13 protein-coding genes are annotated in these 17536 nt (G+C 68.7%); 7 read left to right on the top strand and 6 right to left on the bottom strand.

Going from position 1 to position 17536, the window contains the following annotated elements:
• Positions 1-270: 270 nt before the first annotated feature.
• Positions 271-909 (top strand): hypothetical protein, encoded by a 639-nt coding sequence (locus tag ACIQ67_RS15475; protein WP_397535276.1) that lies wholly within the window; start codon positions 271-273, stop codon positions 907-909.
• Between the two features lie 50 nt (positions 910-959).
• Here the strand turns inward: ACIQ67_RS15475 and ACIQ67_RS15470 are convergent, their stop codons facing one another.
• Positions 960-2747, bottom strand: a complete 1788-nt coding sequence (locus tag ACIQ67_RS15470; RefSeq protein ID WP_397535275.1) for a PHA/PHB synthase family protein — start codon at positions 2745-2747, stop codon at positions 960-962.
• A 196-nt stretch (positions 2748-2943) separates the two neighbouring features.
• Between ACIQ67_RS15470 and ACIQ67_RS15465 the strand changes: the two genes are divergently transcribed.
• Positions 2944-4902, top strand: coding sequence for a phosphate transport regulator (locus ACIQ67_RS15465; protein WP_397535274.1), 1959 nt, complete (start codon positions 2944-2946; stop codon positions 4900-4902).
• Positions 4899-6545: a PEP/pyruvate-binding domain-containing protein gene (locus ACIQ67_RS15460; protein ID WP_397535273.1), complete on the top strand. Its 1647-nt coding sequence runs from the start codon at positions 4899-4901 to the stop codon at positions 6543-6545. The genes ACIQ67_RS15465 and ACIQ67_RS15460 overlap by 4 nt, the downstream gene beginning before the upstream one ends.
• 29 nt (positions 6546-6574) lie before the next feature.
• Here ACIQ67_RS15460 and ACIQ67_RS15455 read toward each other — a convergent pair whose 3' ends face one another.
• Together ACIQ67_RS15455 and fabI are read right to left on the bottom strand one after the other, a co-directional pair.
• Positions 6575-7984, bottom strand: coding sequence for a bifunctional enoyl-CoA hydratase/phosphate acetyltransferase (locus ACIQ67_RS15455; protein WP_397535272.1), 1410 nt, complete (start codon positions 7982-7984; stop codon positions 6575-6577).
• 10 nt (positions 7985-7994) lie between these two features.
• Positions 7995-8783, bottom strand: a complete 789-nt coding sequence (gene fabI / locus ACIQ67_RS15450) for an enoyl-ACP reductase FabI (RefSeq protein WP_397535271.1) — start codon at positions 8781-8783, stop codon at positions 7995-7997.
• Between the two features lie 109 nt (positions 8784-8892).
• Between fabI and ACIQ67_RS15445 the strand changes: the two genes are divergently transcribed.
• Positions 8893-9489: a helix-turn-helix domain-containing protein gene (locus ACIQ67_RS15445; RefSeq protein ID WP_397535270.1), complete on the top strand. Its 597-nt coding sequence runs from the start codon at positions 8893-8895 to the stop codon at positions 9487-9489.
• Positions 9489-10016, top strand: coding sequence for a GNAT family N-acetyltransferase (locus ACIQ67_RS15440; protein WP_397535269.1), 528 nt, complete (start codon positions 9489-9491; stop codon positions 10014-10016). The genes ACIQ67_RS15445 and ACIQ67_RS15440 overlap by 1 nt, the downstream gene beginning before the upstream one ends.
• Before the next feature lie 10 nt (positions 10017-10026).
• Here the strand turns inward: ACIQ67_RS15440 and ACIQ67_RS15435 are convergent, their stop codons facing one another.
• Positions 10027-11385, bottom strand: a complete 1359-nt coding sequence (locus tag ACIQ67_RS15435) for an esterase/lipase family protein (protein WP_397535268.1) — start codon at positions 11383-11385, stop codon at positions 10027-10029.
• 1 nt (position 11386) lies between these two features.
• Positions 11387-13705 (bottom strand): hypothetical protein, encoded by a 2319-nt coding sequence (locus ACIQ67_RS15430; protein ID WP_397535267.1) that lies wholly within the window; start codon positions 13703-13705, stop codon positions 11387-11389.
• Positions 13706-13838: 133 nt separating this feature from the next.
• Between ACIQ67_RS15430 and ACIQ67_RS15425 the strand changes: the two genes are divergently transcribed.
• Both ACIQ67_RS15425 and ACIQ67_RS15420 read left to right on the top strand, forming a co-directional pair.
• Positions 13839-14669, top strand: coding sequence for a hypothetical protein (locus ACIQ67_RS15425; protein ID WP_397535266.1), 831 nt, complete (start codon positions 13839-13841; stop codon positions 14667-14669).
• The gene (locus ACIQ67_RS15420; RefSeq protein ID WP_397535265.1) at positions 14666-16972 is read left to right on the top strand and encodes an ATP-dependent DNA helicase; all 2307 of its coding nucleotides are present in this window, start codon (positions 14666-14668) and stop codon (positions 16970-16972) included. Before ACIQ67_RS15425 ends, ACIQ67_RS15420 begins: the two co-directional genes overlap by 4 nt.
• Here ACIQ67_RS15420 and ACIQ67_RS15415 read toward each other — a convergent pair.
• Positions 16964-17395, bottom strand: coding sequence for an acyl-CoA thioesterase (locus ACIQ67_RS15415; protein ID WP_397535264.1), 432 nt, complete (start codon positions 17393-17395; stop codon positions 16964-16966). The two genes, ACIQ67_RS15420 and ACIQ67_RS15415, sit on opposite strands and share 9 nt — an antisense overlap.
• Positions 17396-17536: the final 141 nt, after the last annotated feature.

Below are 17536 nucleotides of genomic sequence, written 5' to 3'. Positions count from 1 at the left end.
TTCGCCCGCGGCGTCAGGGCGGAAGCGATAGCCGCAGATCAGCCCGTTCGCGTCCGCGCCGTAGTTGGACGTGGTCAGCGCGGGCCGGGCGGACGGGGAGCTTGGGTCAGGCATCGGTGGTGGGTGAGGGCAGCGCTCAGGTTTGGCGACGGCAAGACCGCTGGGCAGGCGGCGATGCTAGAGCCGCTTCATGTCGGTTTGATGTCAAGCGACGCTACTCGAGGGTCGGAATGGTATAAACCGTATATACACTTTATGGAGATTCAGACCATGACAGCAACCGACACAGGAAAGACCGCAGCAGTGCTTCCCCCCACGACCTTTGAGAAGGCCGTTGCAAAGCCGGTGACCAAGAAGGCAGTGGCCAGCAAGCCAGCCGCCAAAGCCGCAGTCAAGAAACCTGTCGCCAAGCCTGCTGCAGCTAAGCCTGCTGCCGCCAAGCCTGCTGCCGCCGAGAAGCTTGCCAAACCTGTTGCCAAGCCGATTGCCAAGAAGGCTGCAACGCCGGCCGCACAGCCGGCTGCAAAGGTGAAGCCCAAGGCTGTGGTGGCCAAGCCGGCAAAGGTGAGCAAGCCTGCCGCAACGGCCAAGCCTGTGAAGCCTGTGGCGGCAAAGCCTGTCCCCAAGGCCGCCAAGCCTGCCAAAGCCCGGAAGGCGGCCAAGCCCGCCAAGACGATCGAGAAGCCGCGTGCCAAGCTGGTGCGCGACAGTTTCACGATGCCGGAGATGGACTTCGCTCTGCTGGATCAGCTCAAAGCTCGTGCGCTGGAGCTACAGCGCCAAGCCAAGAAGAGCGAGTTGCTGCGTGCCGGTTTGCAGGCGCTGGCCGCGCTGGCGCCGACCCAGCTGCTACAGGCGCTGGAGCGCCTGGCCCCGGTCAAGACCGGTCGGCCCAAGAAGGGCAACTGAGCTGCGTTTGAGCTGCTGCCATGCGTTCGCGCATGGCGGCGGGAGTGGCTTTAATCGGCATAACGCTGCATCACGTAGTTGCCGGGCGCACTGCCAAGTTCCGGTATATGCGCAGGCACCCGCGCCGTCACGCTCTCGTCGCTGCCTTGTGCAATCAGCCAGTCTGACCAGGCCGGCCACCACGAGCCTTCGTGGCTGGGCGCTTGTTGGCGCCATTGCTCGGGCGTCAGCCGGGGCGCGTCGGCGGCCAGCGTCAGTGCCTGGTAGCTGCGCCGCGGATGGCCGGGCTCGGACAGGATGCCGGCGTTGTGCCCGCCGCGCGTCAGCACAAAGTGCAGCGGCGCCTGGGTCAGCTGGTGGATCTTGTAGACCGAGGGCCAGGGCGAGACATGGTCAGTGACCGTGCCGACCGCGAACACCGGTAGGCGCAGATCGTGCAGCGACACTGGCTCGCCCGCCACCGGGTAGCGGCCTTGCGCCAGGTCATTGCGCAGGTAGAGGCTGTGCAGGTACTCGCTGTGCATGGTGGCCGGCATGCGGGTGAGGTCAGCGTTCCAGCTCATCAGGTCGTTGCCGCTGTCGCGCTCGCCCAGCAGGTATTCGCGGATCGCGCGCTGCCAGATCAGCTCGCGCGAATGCAGGAACTGGAAGGACTCGCCCATCTGCCGGCCGCTCAGATAGCCGCGCTCGGCCATCATGTCTTCCAGCCACTGCACTTGGTGCGCGTCGATCAGCGCACCCAGCTCGCCGGGCTCGGTGAAGTCCACCTGCGCGGCCAGCAGGGTCAGGCTGCGCAGCTCGGGCATGGCTTCCAGGCCAGGGCGGCGCCCAGGTGCGGCCAGCGCTGCGGCAGCAATCGCCAGCAGCGTGCCCCCCAGGCAATAGCCCATTGCGTGCACCGGCTCGCCGGTGATCGCGTGCACCTCGGCGAGCGGCTCGAACACGCCCAGCTGCAGATAGTCGTCCATGCCTAGCAGCGCGTCCGAGGCATCCGGGTTGCGCCACGAGGTGATGAAGACCGTGTGCCCCTGCGACACCAGATAGCGCACCAGCGAGTTGTGCGGCGACAGGTCCAGGATGTAGTACTTCATGATCCAGGACGGCACGATGAAGACCGGCTCGCGCTGCACCGTAGGGGTGCTGGGCGCGTACTGGATCAGCTCCACCAGATCGTTGCGGAACACCACCTCGCCGGGCGTGGTCGCTAGGCCCTGGCCGGGCGCCAGCGGCGGGACGGCCGACTCGGCCTCGGCCGGCGCGGGCAGCGGCTCCAGGCCATGGCGCAGGCGCCAGTCGTTCAGCTTGTTGCGGGCGCCGCGCAGCAGGCTCTGGCCTTGGCTGCCCATCGCGGTCTGCAGCACCTCGGGCTGGGTCAGCGGCCAGCTCGCGGCGGCCATGAAGTTGCTGGCCTGGTTGCTCAGCAGCCGCATCACCTCGCTGTGGTGCGGACTCACGCCCGGCAGGGCCAGCGACTGCTGCCACCAGGCCTGGCTGCCATCGAGCAGGGCCTGGCTCAGTTGGCGCAGCGGCTCAGCGGGCTGGGCACCGGCACCTGACTTAGGCGCTGCATCAGCCTGGGTGGCCGACCAGGCCTCCAGCACTGCGGCCGGCCACTGCAGCAGGCGCGTCGCGGCGGTGGCCGGAGAGTTGGCCCAGTTGAGGCTCCAGTCCATGGCGGCCAAGCTGATCGAAACCGGCGACCAGCCGGCGCCGGCTCGCGCTTGCAAGGCATGCCACTGGCGATCCAGCCGGGCGGCCGCCTGCAGCGCATCGGCCTGTGCATCTGACGCATCGTCGAGTTCGGATGGGGCAGGGGAGACGGGCCAGGGAGCGCGCATGTTCGAGTCCTGAGCAGGCAAAGATGAGGCTTGCAGGTGTACCGCATCAACAAGTAGTCGATGTGGCAATGCGGCTGAATCTTGAGCCAGATCAGGTCGCGCTGACGGCTGCAGGCGCTGTCAACAGCGCGTCACACTGCGCTGCCCACACTGGCCGTCCCTACCGACTCTGGCGTGCCCCTCGGGCACGAGCCGCATGGAAAAGACGGGTGCAATCGCTTCTTTGGGGCAGCAAAGCCTGCTGCTGCCGGCCTGGGTCAACGCGGCGCTGGGCGCAAATGACCGGCTCAAGCTGGTGCTGACCGTGCTGCAGGCGGCTGCCGCGCATGCACTGGCGCCGCAGCAGGCGCTGCCGGATCTGCGCCATGAGATGGCGGCCGCCGGGCTCGACGCGCCCTGGCTGCGCGAGCTGGCCGCCAGTGCCAGCCGCGATGCCGAGGATGTGCTGCTGCCCGAGCTGCCGCGCCTGTGCGCGCATCTGGCCCAGGACCTGGCCATCATGGCGCGGCCGCTCCTGGAGACCGAGACCGATGCGGCCACGCGCCAGCGCTGCGAGCGCTGGCTGGGCCGGCTGGCGTCGGTGCAGGACGATGTGCTGAGCCCGGCCCTGCTGCTGGCGCTGACGCATGGCCACCGCCCCAAGCATGGCGCCGCACCCAAGCCCGAGGATGACAGCCTGCACCTGCTGGTGATGGATCTGCACAAGCAGCTCAACCAGCTGTCGGCCAGCCTGAGCAGCGAACGAATCGACGGCGCGCATGTCTGGCAGCTCGACGAGGCGGATCGCCCGCGTGTTGCCGCCTTCATGCGCGGCCTGCATAGCACGGCCGCGCTGAAGTTCAAGCACCCCGGGCTGGACACGGCCGCCACGCGCGATGGCGAGCGGCTGCTGATCCAGAACGACATCGGCACCAACGACGCCCATGTCCTGGTGATCCAGGTCAGCGGCCTGCAGATTTCGTTGACCTATTCGGACCTGCATCGCGGGCGCTTCCAGTTCTTCCAGCAGCAGCTGCTGCAGGTGGGTGCGCAGTGGTCGTCGGCCGAATCGCATGTCGATGCGACGCTCAACCATGGCGAGGCCTACCAGCTGGGCACAGCGCGCTTCGAGGCTGCCGATGAAGCGGCGCTGCAGCAGCAGCTTGAAGGCATCGGCGCGCGCATCGTGTTCCTGATCGACTGGAACCGCGCGCGCAAGCGCCTGCTGAACTTCGTCAGCAAGGAAGGCGCGGTGGCCGTGCTGGCCGAGGCGGCACGGCTGAAGATCGGTCATATGGGCTGGCTGCTCAGCGGGGGCGAGCGCCTGGTCTTCGATGCGATGCAGGCGCTGGGTGACGATGCCTTCCGCATTGGCGACCGGCTGGATGTGGTGCTTGGCGAGAACGGCTCGCGCGCCTATCTGCTGGAGCTGATGCACCTGGCCACCGCCGCGATGCGCCAGCAGCAGCCCGCCGCGCTGGTGGCCGACGAGGCCCGCCTACTGCTGGCGCGCCAGCTGCAGCAGCGCCGTCCGGAGTTCGATCTGCTGGGTGAGCATGCTGCCTACTGTGAGGCGCTGGCCGCCATGATCAGCGAGGCCCTCAGCCACGCACCCGGCCATGGCGAGGCGGCCGCACAGCGGGCCCAGCAGGCCAAGAACTGGGAACGCCAGGCCGACCACCTGGTGATGCAGGCGCGTGAGCGCGCGCTGCATCAGCCGCGCTGGCGGGTGTTCGCGCGCCTGGCCGAGCAGTCGGACGATGCCGCCGATGCGCTGGAAGAATGCGCCTTCGTGCTGAGCCTGATCGCCAGCCATCACAAGGGTTGGAGCAAGGAGCTGCGCGCGACGCTGGCCCAGCTGGCCGATACCGTGCTGCAGGCCACGCAGGAGCAGGTCAAGGCGCTGGCGATTGCCCGTGGTCTGGGCGCGGCCAGCGAGGCCGAGGACCACGACGCCTTCATCGCCGCCACCTGGAAGGTGCTGCGTGCCGAGCGCCAATGCGACGAGCTGCTGCGCGAGGCCAAGCGCCATATGCTGGACTGCATCAGCGATCCGGCCTCGCTGATGCTGGCCAATGATCTGGCTACGCAGCTGGAGCTGGCCTCGGACCGCCTGCTGGCCAGCGCCTATGGCTTGCGCGAGTTGGCCTTCAGCAAGAGCGGGGTGAAGGCATGAACCGGCCGGCTGAATTGAACGAGCTGCTGCGTGCCGAGGCGCCGGCCTCAGCCTGGCATCCGGATCTGTTCTGCTTTGGCTGCGAGGCGCCTGGTTCCTTGGCAGAACCAAGCCCCGATCGGCTGGGTTTCAAGGCCTTCAACCTGCAGCGCATGGCCCTGCTGGGTCTGCCGGTGCCGCCGGGCTTTGTGCTGGGCACCGGCTTCTGCGCCAGTGCGAAGGCGCAGGCCGAGGGCGCTTCGGAAGCGGTCTGGCGACCTGCGCTGCAAGCGCTACAGCAGGCCAGTGGCCTGCAGCTCGGCGATGCGCGCCGGCCGCTGCTGCTGTCGGTGCGCTCCGGCGCGCCGGTGTCCATGCCCGGCATGATGGAAACCTTGCTGAACATCGGGCTGAGCGATGCCACGCTGGACGGTTTCGTGCGCCTGACCGGACAGCCGCGCCTGGCTTGGGATGCCTACCGGCGCCTTGTGGCGGGCTTTGGCGAGGTGGTGGCCGGCGTGCCGGCCGCGTGCTTCGACGCCGAGCTGCAGAGTCTGGCGGCAGGGCGCAGCGAGCGCGAGCTGGACTTTGCCGAACTGCGCGCGCTGACCCGGCGCTTCCTGGCGGTGTATGCGGAAGTCGCCGGCCAGCCCTTTCCGCAGGACGTGCGCGAGCAGCTGCGCCAGGCCATCGCCGCGGTGTTCAAGTCCTGGCAGAGCGACAAGGCCTGCGCCTATCGCGCGGCGCATGGCATCGCGGACACGATAGGCACGGCGGTGACGGTGCAGGCCATGGTGTTCGGCAATGCCGGCGCGCACTCGGGTGCGGGGGTGGGCTTCACGCGCGACCCGTCCAGCGGCGCACCGCAGCTATGGGTGGATTTCCTGTTCAACGCCCAGGGCGAGGATGTGGTGTCGGGCCGCCGCAGCGCCCACGGCCATACGGTGCTGGCCGAGATCCTGCCCGAGGTGTGGTCACAGCTGCAGACCGCGTCTGCGCTGCTTGAGCGCGCCTTTGGCGACATGCAGGATTTTGAGTTCACCGTGCAGGACGGCAGGCTCTACCTGCTGCAGACGCGCAGCGGCAAGCGCATGCCGCGCGCGGCGGCGCGCATCGCGCTGGATCTGCTTGCGCAAGGCGTCATCGATGCGGGCACGGCACAGGCGCGCACGGCCGCGCTGGACGCGCAATCCATGCGTCTGCAGGCTGTACTGGCGGCGGATGGCGAGGTGCTGCGGCCGCTGGCCCAGGCCGCCAGCGCCAGTGCCGGTGTGGCGGTGGGCGAGATCGCGCTGGACGAAGCGCGCGCTCGTGACCGCCACGCGGCAGGCGCGAAGGTGATCCTGGTGCGGCGCGATGCTGAGACCTCGGACATGGCCGCGCTCGAACATGCCGCCGGGCTGCTGACGCAACATGGCGCGCGAACCTCGCATGCCGCAGTGGTGGCGCGCCAGATGGGCCGCGTCTGCCTGGTGGGTTGCGAGGCGCTGCAGATCGATGAGGGTCGGCGCGAGCTGCAGCTGGCCGGCCAGGTGCTGGCGGAAGGCGATCTGCTGACGCTAGATGGCAATGAGGGGCTGATCTATGCCGGCGCCGCACGCACCGAGTGGCGCGATGACACCGCGCTGCTGCAGGCGCTGGAGCGGCTGCGCAGCACGGGCTGAGGCTTGGCGGGCGGCGACCGCGCCGCCCTTCAGTCGCGTGCCTGCGCTGCCGCAGCCACCGCCGCCAGCGCGGCCGAAGCCATGCGCGAGTGCGCACCGTCGGCGCGGCTGGTCAGCGCGATCGGCACGCGCGCACCCATCACCACGCCACAGGTCGAGGCGCCGGCCATGTACTCCAGCAGCTTGGCCAGCATATTGCCGGATTCGAGGTCGGGCACCATCAGCACGTCGGCATCACCGGCCACGGGCGAGCTGATGCCCTTGATGCGTGCCGCCTCCAGCGAGATCGCGTTGTCGAAGGCCAGCGGCCCGTCCAGCAGGCCGCCGACGATCTGGCCTCGATCGGCCATCTTGCACAGCGCGGCGGCGTCCAGCGTGGATGCGATTTTCTCGGTGACGGTCTCCAGCGCCGACAGTAGCGCCACCTTGGGCTGCGGTACGCCCAGCGCATGGGCCAGTTGCAGCGCGTTGCGGATGATGTCGGCTTTCTCTTCCAGCCCCGGCGCGATATTGATCGCGGCATCGGTCAGCAGCAGCGGCTTGGGATAGCTGGGGATGTCGAAGCGGAACACATGCGACAGACGCCGGCCGGTGCGAAGCGCGGGCTGGCTCAGCACGGCGTGCATCAGCTCGTCGGTGTGGAGGCTGCCCTTCATCAGCATCTGCACCTGCCCCTCGGCGGCTAGCGAGGCGGCACGGTCGGCGGCGGCATGGCTGTGCGGCACCGCCTCGATGCGGGCCTTGCTCAGATCCAGCCCATGCTGCTCGGCCAGCCCGCGGATGCGGTGCTCGGGGCCGATCAGCCAGGGTGCGATCAGGCCGCGCTCGGCCGCCATCACCGCGCCCTGCAAGGACTCCAGATCGCAGGGGTGGACGACCGCGCAGGCAAGCGGCGCCGGCAGTTGCAGGCTGTCCATCCAGGCATCCAGCCGGGCCTTGGGGTCGAACAGGTGCATGGCCGGCAGGCTGGGGCGCGGGCGCTCGATCTTGTGACGCGGGGCCAGCACGGTGGCCACGCCGCTGATGACCTGCTCGCCCTTCTGGTTGATGGCTTCGCAGTCAAGCTTGACGCGGCCGGCGGCGTCGTCCTTCTCGGCCACGGTCAGCACCACGGTCAGCGTGTCACCGATACGCACCGGGCGAGAGAAGCGTAGCGTCTGCTCCAGATAGATGGTGCCGGGGCCGGGGAACTCGGTGCCTAGCACCGAGGAGATAAGCGCGCCACCCCACATGCCATGCGCGATCACGCCGTGGAAGCGGGTGCCTTGCGCGTACTCGTCGTCCAGGTGCGCCGGGTTGACGTCGCCCGAGACCCAGGCGAAGGCCTGGATGTCCTGCTGGGTCAGCGTACGCGTCAGGCGCGCGCTCTGGCCTAGGCTCAGCTCGTCATAGGTGTGGTTGCGCAGCCATTCTTGTGCAATCGGTTCCGGGGCATTCATCGAGGTGTCCTCAGTGGCGGGCGTGGTGGCCGGCGTCGACGAACAGGGTCTGGCCCGTCATGCCGGAGGAAGCCGGGCTGGCCAGGAAGGTGGCCAGCGCGCCGATCTCCTGCAGCGTGACCAGGCGGCGCAGCGGCGAACGCTGCTGTGCGTCCAGCATCAGTTCGTCGAAGGCCTCCAGCCCCGAGGCCGCGCGTGTCGGGATCGGTCCCGGCGACACGGCATGGACGCGGATGTTCGAGGAGCCGAGTTCGACCGCCAGATAGCGCACCATCGATTCCAGCGCGGCCTTGATCGGCCCCATCATTCCGTAGTGCGGCACTGCCTGCTGGGCGCCGACGTAGCTCATCGTGATCAGGCTGCCGCCGCGCTCGCGCATCAGCGGCTCGGAGCAGCGCGCCAGCCGGGCGAAGGAGTGGCACGAGATTTCCATCGCGCGCTGAAAGCCGGCGGCCGAGCTGTCGGCCACACGGCCATGCAGGTCGGCCAGCGGGGCCCAGGCGATCGAGTGGATGACGAAATCCAGACCGCCGAGATGTTCGGCTGCCTGCTGCACCAGTTGCTCCAGCGCGCCCTCCGTCTCGACATTGCAGGTCAGCAGCGGCGCCTGCAGCCCGTCAGCCAGCGGCAGCACGGCCGCATGCGCCTTGTCGTTGACGCAGGACAGCACCAGCTCGGCGCCCGCGGCCTTGGCGGCTGTCGCACAGCCATAGGCAATGCTGTGCGCGTCGGCCAGGCCCAGCACTAGGCCGCGCAGGCCGGCCAGAGGCAGGCTGGCGCCAGGGGAAGGGGTGGGCATGGCGTGGGGCAGATCAGATTTCATGTGCGAAGCATCGGCCTCCAGCGTGTCAAGGCCGTGACGCGATGCAATCCAAAATAGTGGAATCAATATCCAGTAAACTGGATGAATGGGCATCAATCTTCTCATCGCCCGCAGGGTGCGCGAATTGCGCGAGACCCAGGGCTTCTCGCTCGATGCGTTGGCCGAACGCAGCGGTGTCAGCCGCTCCAATATCTCGTTGATCGAGCGCGGCCAGAGCAGCCCGACGGCCACGGTGCTGGACAAGCTGTCGACCGGGCTGGGCGTCACCGTGGCTTCCTTGTTCGAGGATGGCCGCGCGGGCGCAGACGCCGCCGCACCATCGCCGCTCGCCCGCGTGGACGAGCAGCCGGTCTGGACCGATCCAGCCTCGGGCTATGTGCGCCGCAATGTCTCGCCTGGCAGCCCGCGCTCGCCGCTGCAACTGGTGGACGTGCGGTTTCCTGCCGGCCAGCGCGTGGCCTTCGAGACCTCGGCGCGTGATGCCGATGTCTACCAGCAGGTCTGGATGATCGAGGGCCAGATGGAGCTGATCGTGGACGGCACGCTCTGGCTGCTCGAGCAGGGCGACTGTCTGTCGATGCGGCTGAACTGCCCCATCGTCTACCGCAATCCGAGCCGGCAGGCCGCGCGCTATCTGGTGGCCCTGGCCAGTCTGCCCTTCAGCCCTGAAAGGAGTTTCTGATGCAAGAGTCTGTGACGATCGCCCGCCTGGATGCGGCCCAGACCCAGGTCGCGCTGCCGCAACTCGCCGAGGTGCTGCTGGACTGCGTGCATGGCGGCGCCTCGGTCAGCTTCATGGCGCCCTTGTCTGACGAAAGGGCGCTGACATTCTGGCAGGGTGTGGCCGACGGCGTGGGGCTCGGCGAACGCGTGCTTCTGGTGGCGCAAGACGAGGGCGGCGCCATCCTCGGCACTGTGCAGTTGGTGGTCGCCCAGCCCGACAACCAGCCGCACCGAGCCGACGTGGCCAAGATGCTGGTGCACCGCCGGGCGCGGCGGCGCGGCATTGCGCAACGCCTGATGGCGGCGGTTGAGATTGCGGCGCGCCAGGCCGGCAAGACCGTGCTGGTGCTGGACACCGTCACCGGCGGAGACGCCGAGCGCCTCTACGAGCGCGCCGGCTGGCAGCGGGTCGGCGTGGTGCCCAACTACGCGCTGATGCCCGATGGCTCGCCTTGTGGCACCACCTTCTTTCACAAGCAGCTGTAGAAGACAGAGTTCAGAGGCCCAACTGCTTGATGATGTAGTTCAGCGTCTCGCGCTGCTCGAAATAGTTGGTGTGGTGCACTTCGGCATTGCGGCCGAAGTCGTGGCGCGCGGCGATGGCTGCCGGCCCCTCGCTCATCGATTCGGTGTCCACCACCAGGTCATTGGCGCCGGGGAACACCTTGTCGGCCACGGCGTTGCTGAAGCGCTTGCCGCGGAACCATTGCCAGAAGCGCCAGCCCGGCTCGGTCGGCTCGAAGTCGCTGGTGATGGCGCAGTACTGCACCTGGGCAGCGGCCGGCAGGCGGTGCAGGCGGATCAGCTCGGGGTTGTTGGAGATGCGCGATTGCGCGGCCAGCCCCGGGATCATGGCAATGGTGCCGTCCAGCACCGGCGTTTTCGCGACCACGCCGGCCACGCTGGTGGCCACCTTCAGGATGGCTAGCGGCGCCACCAGCAAGGGCAGATAGGCCGTGGCCAGGCCGCCGGCCGCCTTCACCGCGCTGCCGAAGTTCGATAGCAGGCCCAGCGTGGCCTTCAGCCGCGGCGGCGAGGCCAGGCTGGTGCCGCCCAGCGGCGAGCCCACCAGCACTGCGCGCACGCGGGCTCCCGGCAGGCCGAAGGCTTCCAGCGCCCAGCGTGTCACCAGGCCACCGCGGCTGTGGGCAATGATGTCCAGCGTGCCCTGGATGTCGATCAGCTCGCGCTGCAGGTCGAGCGCGTTCATCACCGGGCTGACCGCCAGCGTCGGGTGTTCGAAGGCCAGCACCTCGTCATAGGTGGCGAACACGCGGGTCCAGAACTGCGCACCATTGGGCGCCTTGCCGATGCCGTCCAGAAAGGCCTGCGATTTGCTGAAGGTGCCGTGCACCAGCAGCAGACGGCGCTTGGCGCCCTGAGGCGGTGCATCCAGCGGCACGGCTAACAGGCCCGCGCCGGCATCGGCCGGCAGCAGCCGCCACAGCCGCGCGGCTTCGGTCAGACGCGGGTTCAGGCGCTCGTCGACGCGCTGCAGAAAGGCGCCGACCGAGTTGGCGCCAATGGTCTCGAACTCGAACACGTCGACCAGTTCGCCGTCCGGAAGTTCGAAGTTGTCGTTGTTGAACAAGCCGCGGCGTCCGCCGGACCTGGCGGTGCCGGTGTCCAGTGCGGCATCCAGGTGCCACTCCAGCACGCCATCGGCGTTGAGAAACAGCGAGGCGCGATGCAGCGGATCTGGCTCACCGCGGCGGGTGGCGCGGCGGCGCTGGCTGGCGCTGGGCAGGCCGGGCGCGGCGGCATCGCTGCCGAACATGTCCAGCGCGGCGGCGTCGGCCGAGACTTCGGCCAGGGCCCGGCGCACAGAATCCAGGGTGGGGGCTGCGGTCGTCATCTCAGTTCTCCCCGCGCAGCATGGGCAGGGGCGTCACCGCCGCGTCCTCGTCGATGCGCGCGGCACGGATGTCCAGCATCGAATCGAAGCGGCTGCGCCGCGCCAGATTGCTGCGGCCCTGCTCGGCGGCCTGCGCGAAGCTGTTGCGCCAGCACAGGCAGGTGGCTTCCAGCGGCACCAGGCGGCCGGCAGCGATCTCGCCCATGATTTCGCGGAAGTGGTCCTTGACGAAATACCAGCTGTCGGGCTGCAGCGGCGCCGCGGGTGCGCTGGCCTGGTCAGGCGCGACGACACGGCCGACGCTGTCGGAATGTGCCAGCGCGAAGTCGTTGAAATGCTCGGCGGCGCGCCAGTAGCAGGGGAAGGCATGGTCCTGCAGCAGCACGATGGTCGGATAGATGTCGATGTATTCGAGGCAGGAAGCCAGCAGCAGCGCCAGGTCGATGCAGGTGCCACGGCGGCCGTCCACCACCTCGGAGGGCGAGCGCAGGCGCTGCGAGGCGTCGGTAAAGGTGGGCGGCGGGTTGATGTAGGACAGCGGCAGCTCGTAGAGCAGCGCGCACCAGATCGCCTGCACCTGGCGGTCCACGCCGCTGCAGTCGAAGCGCTGGCGCTTCTTGTCGTCCTCGATCAGCACGCTCTGGTAGCCGTCGAAGCCGGCGGTGGGGTCGTCGCGCAGCGCCTGCAGATAGCGCTGCGCGGCGTCGATCACGCGCGCCACCGCCGGGTCGCGCGGCAGCACGAAGGAGGGCAGCCACTTGCGGTTGGCGTCCGAGTCTTCCCATTCGTCGATCGGCAGCAGCGTCACGCGGCGCGTCTCGCGGAACAGCACGGTGTCCTGGAAGCTGACCTCGATCAGCAAGCTGGTGTGGATGCTCTCGCGCACCGCACGGCTCAGCGTCGAGGCCAGCGAGACGCGGATGCGGTCGGCGATGTCGATGCTGGGCAGGGTGTCGGGAATCTCCACCTGCAGGCGATAGGGGTAGCTGTCGCGGCCCACGTGAAGCTCGACGTTGACCTCGATGCCCGGCACGGCGCCGATGTCGTCGCCGCGTTTGGCGACGCGGAAGGTGTTGAACAGCGGCCGGTTGTTGTGCAGCATCGAATAGTTCAGCTGCTTGACCTCGTCCACCGTCACCAGCAGGTCGTTGCGGGCGGACTCCGGCGTGACGTTGCTGGCGCTGCCCGCGCGCCAGCGCTGCGCGATAGTGGCCACCGCATCCGGCACGGCGGCCGCCCCGCCTGTGGCAGAGGCGATCGACTCGGCCTTCCACAGCACCAGGCCGGTGCCGGTGATGCGCCGGCCCTGTTCGCGCAGCTGCTGCCAGGCATAGCGGAAGGCCGAGGTGACGTCATGCTGGGCCAGGTTCCAGGCGCGGTAGAGGGTTGAGAAGAACAGCTCGGCCAGCGCATCGTCGAAGCTGTCCTGGAAGCCGATAGCCGCGCCGGCCCCCTCGGCCACGCACAGCGCCGCCATGCGCGGCGCCGAGTTGTAGAGGTTGAAGCACACCAGCTCCGGGCGCGTGCCGTCGGCGCACAGCGCCCGCGCCAGCTCGACTGCGCCGACCTCGACGGCCGCGCCGCGGCCGTCGCGCCGGTCATTGCGCATGTAGTAGCCGTCCACCGCGGTGGCGGCGCTGTCGTCGCCGCTCTGGTGGCGCATCGCGCGCGCCTGGTGGTTGTCGACACCGGCCAGGTGGATGATGCGCGGCCGCAGGCGGGCGACGGTCTCGGCCAGCTCGCTGAGCAGCGGGTTGGGCAGCGAGACGAACTCCAGCCCCGCGCTCTCGGCCGCGCTGCGTGCCAGTCGGCGCTCGTCCGCGAAGTCATAGCGTTCGGCCACGGTGCCGGGTGGCGCACTCTCGACGTAGAGAAACCGGTCCTGGCAGCGGTCCTTGGGCTGCTTGCCGCGGTCCAGGTGGCGCACCACCGTCAGCTCGCTCTGCAGCGCCATGCGGCGCGAGCGCGTGGCGGTCGCCAGCACATATTCCCAGGGAAAGATGCGGAACTCCCAGCCCTCGTCCTCGCGCTGGAAGGGCACCGAAACCTCGACCAGGCCGCTGTCGACGATGCGCGTCAATGCGGCGTCATTGAGCCCCAGCTGCGTGATCAGCTCGCGAACCTCGTCGCGCTGGCGCTTGGCGGCTTCGCCACGGCTGGCCCAGCGCGAGCGGTTCTGCAGCGCGTAGTTCCAGCGCCAGGCCAGTTCCTTCAGCGCAGGCACCGCGCGCAGCTTGATCGGCACGCTGTCGCCCGGCAGGCGCAGCTCCACGGCCGTTGCGGGCCGCGCGGCCTTGGGTTTCCTTGTCGATGTGGCCATGCCGAGCTCCCTGAGGCGATGGTTTCTTGTGCTGCAGTGTGGCGCTGCATCTGGCCGATGGTCAATCCAAAGCAGAGTGGATCGCTGACACTGTATATACAATCAGTACTTCGTCCAGTTTGTCTGAGAACCCATGGCGGAGCCTTCCCTGTCCCGAGTCCATCGCAGCCGCCTGATGCAGGTCTGGCGCTCGGCCGGCTGGCCCTGCAAGGACGAGGTCGAGCTGGAGCTGCTGGCCGCCGGCCTACTACAGCTGCAGCTGGACGCCGGCGGGCGCGAGACGCTCAAGCTCAGCGATAGCGGCATCGCCGCGCTGGCCCAGGCCCGCCAGCGCCATGCCCGTGCGGCCAGCTCGCACGACCGGTTGGCGCAGCGCTTTGCCGAGCAGGTGCTGCTGGGTGCCGGCCGCATCGTCTGGCGCGAGCTGGCGCTGCGGGCACAGCTGGAGGCGCCGGGCGCTGAAGCACTGCCCGTGCCCGCGCTGCCGCTGCTGGACGATCAGCCGGCGCCGGCCGCGCCGATGCCGCATGTCTGGCGCATGGCGCGGCCCGATCTGTTCTCGGTGCGCCACACCTCGGTGGAGGCCTATCTGCAGCCCATGGTGCACGAGGTCAAGTTCAGCCGCGCCGACCTGCTGTCCGACTTGCGCCATGCCGCCAAGCGCCAGGCCTATGAGTGGCTGTGCAGCGAGTGCTACTACCTTTTCCCGGCGGGGGTGGCCAAGCCCAACGAGATTCCCGAGCAGTTCGGCGTCTGGCTGCTGCACGGCAGTGTGGACAGTGGCGAGTTCGAGCTGGTTCGGCCGGCGCGCCACCAGCCCTGCAAGCTGCCCTTTGCGGTCTGGCTGGCGTTGGCCAAGGCCACGCCGCTGCGCAGCGAACCCGATGACGCGGCGGCGCCGGCCGCCGCGCAGGCGCAGTTGGGTGAGTCGCAGTTGGATGAGCCGCTGCAGGATGCCGCTTGAGCACTAGCGCCGCGCCGCCCGACACGGCTGATATCGCACGCTATGCGGTGGCGGTGCGCGAGCTCTGCGAGTTCAGCGCTAAATCGGGCGATCTCGATCTGCGCTTCACCCCCGCGCCCAGCGCGCAGGAAGGCATGGCCGGCCACGCGCTGGTGGCCTCACGGCGCGGCGCCGGCTACCAGGCTGAGCTGCGCCTGAGCGGCGTCTACAAAAGCCTGCGCATCAGCGGCCGCGCCGATGGCTACGACCCGCAGCGCCAGCGGCTGGAGGAGATCAAGACCTTCAAGGGCCGGCTTGAGCGCCAGCCCGAGTCGCACCGCCGCCTGCACTGGGCGCAGGCCAAGGTCTATGCCTGGCTGCTATGCGAGCAGGAGGGGCTCGAAGCACTGGAGGTTGCGCTGGTCTATCTGGACATCGGCAGCCAGCAGGAAACCGTCTTCAGTGAGCACTGCAGCGCGCAAGCCTTGCAGCAGAATTTCGAAGCGCAGTGCGAGCGCTTCCTGGGCTGGGCCGAGCAGCAGCTGGTGCACAGAAAGCAGCGCGATGCGGCGCTGCGCGCGCTGGGCTTCCCCTTCGGCGAGTTCCGCGCCAGCCAGCGGCCGCTCTCGGAAGGCGTCTACAAGGCTGCGCTGAGCAGCTGCTGCTTGCTGGCCCAGGCGCCCACCGGCATTGGCAAGACCATGGGCACACTGTTTCCGCTGCTGAAGGCGGCGCCGGCCGAGCGCCTGGACAAGGTCTTCTTCCTCGCGGCCAAGACCTCTGGCCGGCAGACAGCGCTGGATGCGCTGACGCACTTGACCAGCGGCCCGCTGCCGCTGCGTGTGCTGGAGATGGTGGCGCGCGACAAGGCCTGCGAGTATCCCGACCGCGCCTGCCACGGCGAGTCCTGCCCGCTGGCTCAGGGCTTCTATGAGCGCCTGCCGGCCGCACGTGCCGCCGCATGCGCCGAATCCAGCGGCCTGCTGTACCAGGCCCGCGTGCGCGAGCTGGCGCTGGCGCATCAGGTCTGCCCGTACTACCTGAGCCAGGAACTGGCCCGCTGGGCCGATGTGGTGGTGGGCGACTACAACTATTACTTCGATCTCGGCGCGCTGCTGCACGGCCTGACCTTGGCCAATGGCTGGCGCGTCGGCCTGCTGGTGGACGAGGCGCACAACCTGGTGGAACGGGGCCGCAAGATGTTCACCGCCGAGCTGCGGCCCGAGACGCTGGCGCAGGCCCGGCGCGGCCCGGCGGCCAAATCCACGCCCGTCCTCAAGCGCGCACTCGACAAAGTGCGCCGGGCGTGGGTGGCCCTGGACAAGGCGCAGAGCGCTGACTACGCGCGGCAGCCCGAGTTCCCGCCCGCACTGCTGACCGCGCTGCAGCAGTGCAGCAGCGCGATCACCGAGCACTTCAGCGAACATCCCGCCGACAGCGATGCCGCGCTGCAGTCCTTCTACTTCGAGGCCCTGCATCTGGCGCGCATGGCTGAGCTGCTGGATGCGCATTCGCTGGTCGATGTCAGCCGCGCGCCGGCGCTGCACAAGCCGGGGCAATCGATTGTCTGCATCCGCAACGTGGTGCCGGCGCCGTTCCTGAAGCCGCGCTTTGAGGACGCGCACACCAGCACGCTGTTCTCGGCCACCTTGCAGCCCATGGCCTATTACGCCGACCTTCTGGGCCTGCCGGCCGGCCATGTGCAGATCGAGGTGGGCTCGCCCTTTCAGGCCGAGCAGCTGCAGGTGCATATCGCGCGGCAGATCTCCACCCGCTATGCCGACCGCCAGCGCTCGCTCGCGCCGATCGCCGAGCTGATGGCACGCCAGTACCGCGAGCGGCCGGGCAACTACCTGGCCTTCTTCAGCAGCTACGACTACCTGGCACAGGCGCTGGACGCGCTGCAGCGCCTGGACCCGCAGCTGCCGGTGTGGGCGCAGCAGCGGCGCATGTCCGAGGCGGCGCAGCGAGAGTTCCTGGCCCGCTTCAGCGAGCACAGCCAGGGCATCGGTTTCGCGGTGCTGGGCGGCTCATTCGCCGAAGGGGTGGACCTGCCGGGGCGGCGCCTGATCGGCGCCTTTCTGGCCACGTTGGGCTTGCCACAGCTCAATCCCGTCAATGAGCAGATCCGCGAGCGCATGCAGCAGCTGTTCGGCGCCGGCTACGACTACACCTATTTCTATCCCGGCCTGCAGAAGGTGGTGCAGGCCGCCGGCCGGGTGATCCGAACGCCCGAGGACCAGGGTGTGCTGCACCTGATCGACGATCGCTTCGCGCGGCCGGAAGTACGGCGCCTGCTGCCGGCCTGGTGGAGTCTAGGCTAGCGCCATCAGCTGGGCGCGGACGCCCTCCGGCATCGGTGTGGCGCGGCGCGTCTGGCGGTCGGTGAAGACCACGCCGATCTTGCCGCGCGCTACCTCGCGGCCTGAATCGACATCGCTCATCAGGAACAGCAGGTCGAATCCGTAACGGTTCAGATCGGTGGGCTGCATCGCCACCCGCATGGTCTCGCCGTGGAAGCCTTCGGACTTGTACTGCGCGCCGATGTCGGCCACCACGATCGGATGCCCCGCGACATCACCCTCGCGATAACCCAGTGACTTGAAGAAGCGCACCCGCGCCTCCGATACCAGCGTCAGCAGCTGTGCGTTGTCCAGGTGGCCGCCCTGGTTCACATGGCTAATGTAGATCTGGATCTCGGTGGCGAAGGCGAGGCGGGCGGGTACTTCGAACTGCAGGCGGGGCATGGCCGGAAAAAGTGGGTTCTTCGAAGAATTCCGGGGAAGGCTGGGGCCGATCCTTATGCTGATGCCGACAACGGCAAAGGCAGGAGGACGGGATGCTGGATCACAAGACACTGCAGGCGCTGGGCTGCTGGAAGGGCTACC

It is taken from the genome of Roseateles sp. (assembly GCF_044373315.1).
Classification (GTDB): Bacteria; Pseudomonadota; Gammaproteobacteria; order Burkholderiales; family Burkholderiaceae_C; genus JACDQM01.
The sequence above is the reverse complement of the archived record's forward strand: the minus strand, read 5'-3'. Positions and strand labels throughout refer to the sequence as shown.

Bases quoted from the DNA above. Each gene is read 5' to 3' on its own strand.
- ACIQ67_RS15475 (WP_397535276.1), top strand. From the start codon at position 271: ATGACAGCAACCGACACAGGAAAGACCGCAGCAGTGCTTCCCCCCACG.
- ACIQ67_RS15470 (WP_397535275.1), bottom strand. From the start codon at position 2,747: ATGCGCGCTCCCTGGCCCGTCTCCCCTGCCCCATCCGAACTCGACGAT.
- ACIQ67_RS15465 (WP_397535274.1), top strand. From the start codon at position 2,944: ATGGAAAAGACGGGTGCAATCGCTTCTTTGGGGCAGCAAAGCCTGCTG.
- ACIQ67_RS15460 (WP_397535273.1), top strand. From the start codon at position 4,899: ATGAACCGGCCGGCTGAATTGAACGAGCTGCTGCGTGCCGAGGCGCCG.
- ACIQ67_RS15455 (WP_397535272.1), bottom strand. From the start codon at position 7,984: ATGAATGCCCCGGAACCGATTGCACAAGAATGGCTGCGCAACCACACC.
- fabI (WP_397535271.1), bottom strand. From the start codon at position 8,783: ATGCCCACCCCTTCCCCTGGCGCCAGCCTGCCTCTGGCCGGCCTGCGC.
- ACIQ67_RS15445 (WP_397535270.1), top strand. From the start codon at position 8,893: ATGGGCATCAATCTTCTCATCGCCCGCAGGGTGCGCGAATTGCGCGAG.
- ACIQ67_RS15440 (WP_397535269.1), top strand. From the start codon at position 9,489: ATGCAAGAGTCTGTGACGATCGCCCGCCTGGATGCGGCCCAGACCCAG.
- ACIQ67_RS15435 (WP_397535268.1), bottom strand. From the start codon at position 11,385: ATGACGACCGCAGCCCCCACCCTGGATTCTGTGCGCCGGGCCCTGGCC.
- ACIQ67_RS15430 (WP_397535267.1), bottom strand. From the start codon at position 13,705: ATGGCCACATCGACAAGGAAACCCAAGGCCGCGCGGCCCGCAACGGCC.
- ACIQ67_RS15425 (WP_397535266.1), top strand. From the start codon at position 13,839: ATGGCGGAGCCTTCCCTGTCCCGAGTCCATCGCAGCCGCCTGATGCAG.
- ACIQ67_RS15415 (WP_397535264.1), bottom strand. From the start codon at position 17,395: ATGCCCCGCCTGCAGTTCGAAGTACCCGCCCGCCTCGCCTTCGCCACC.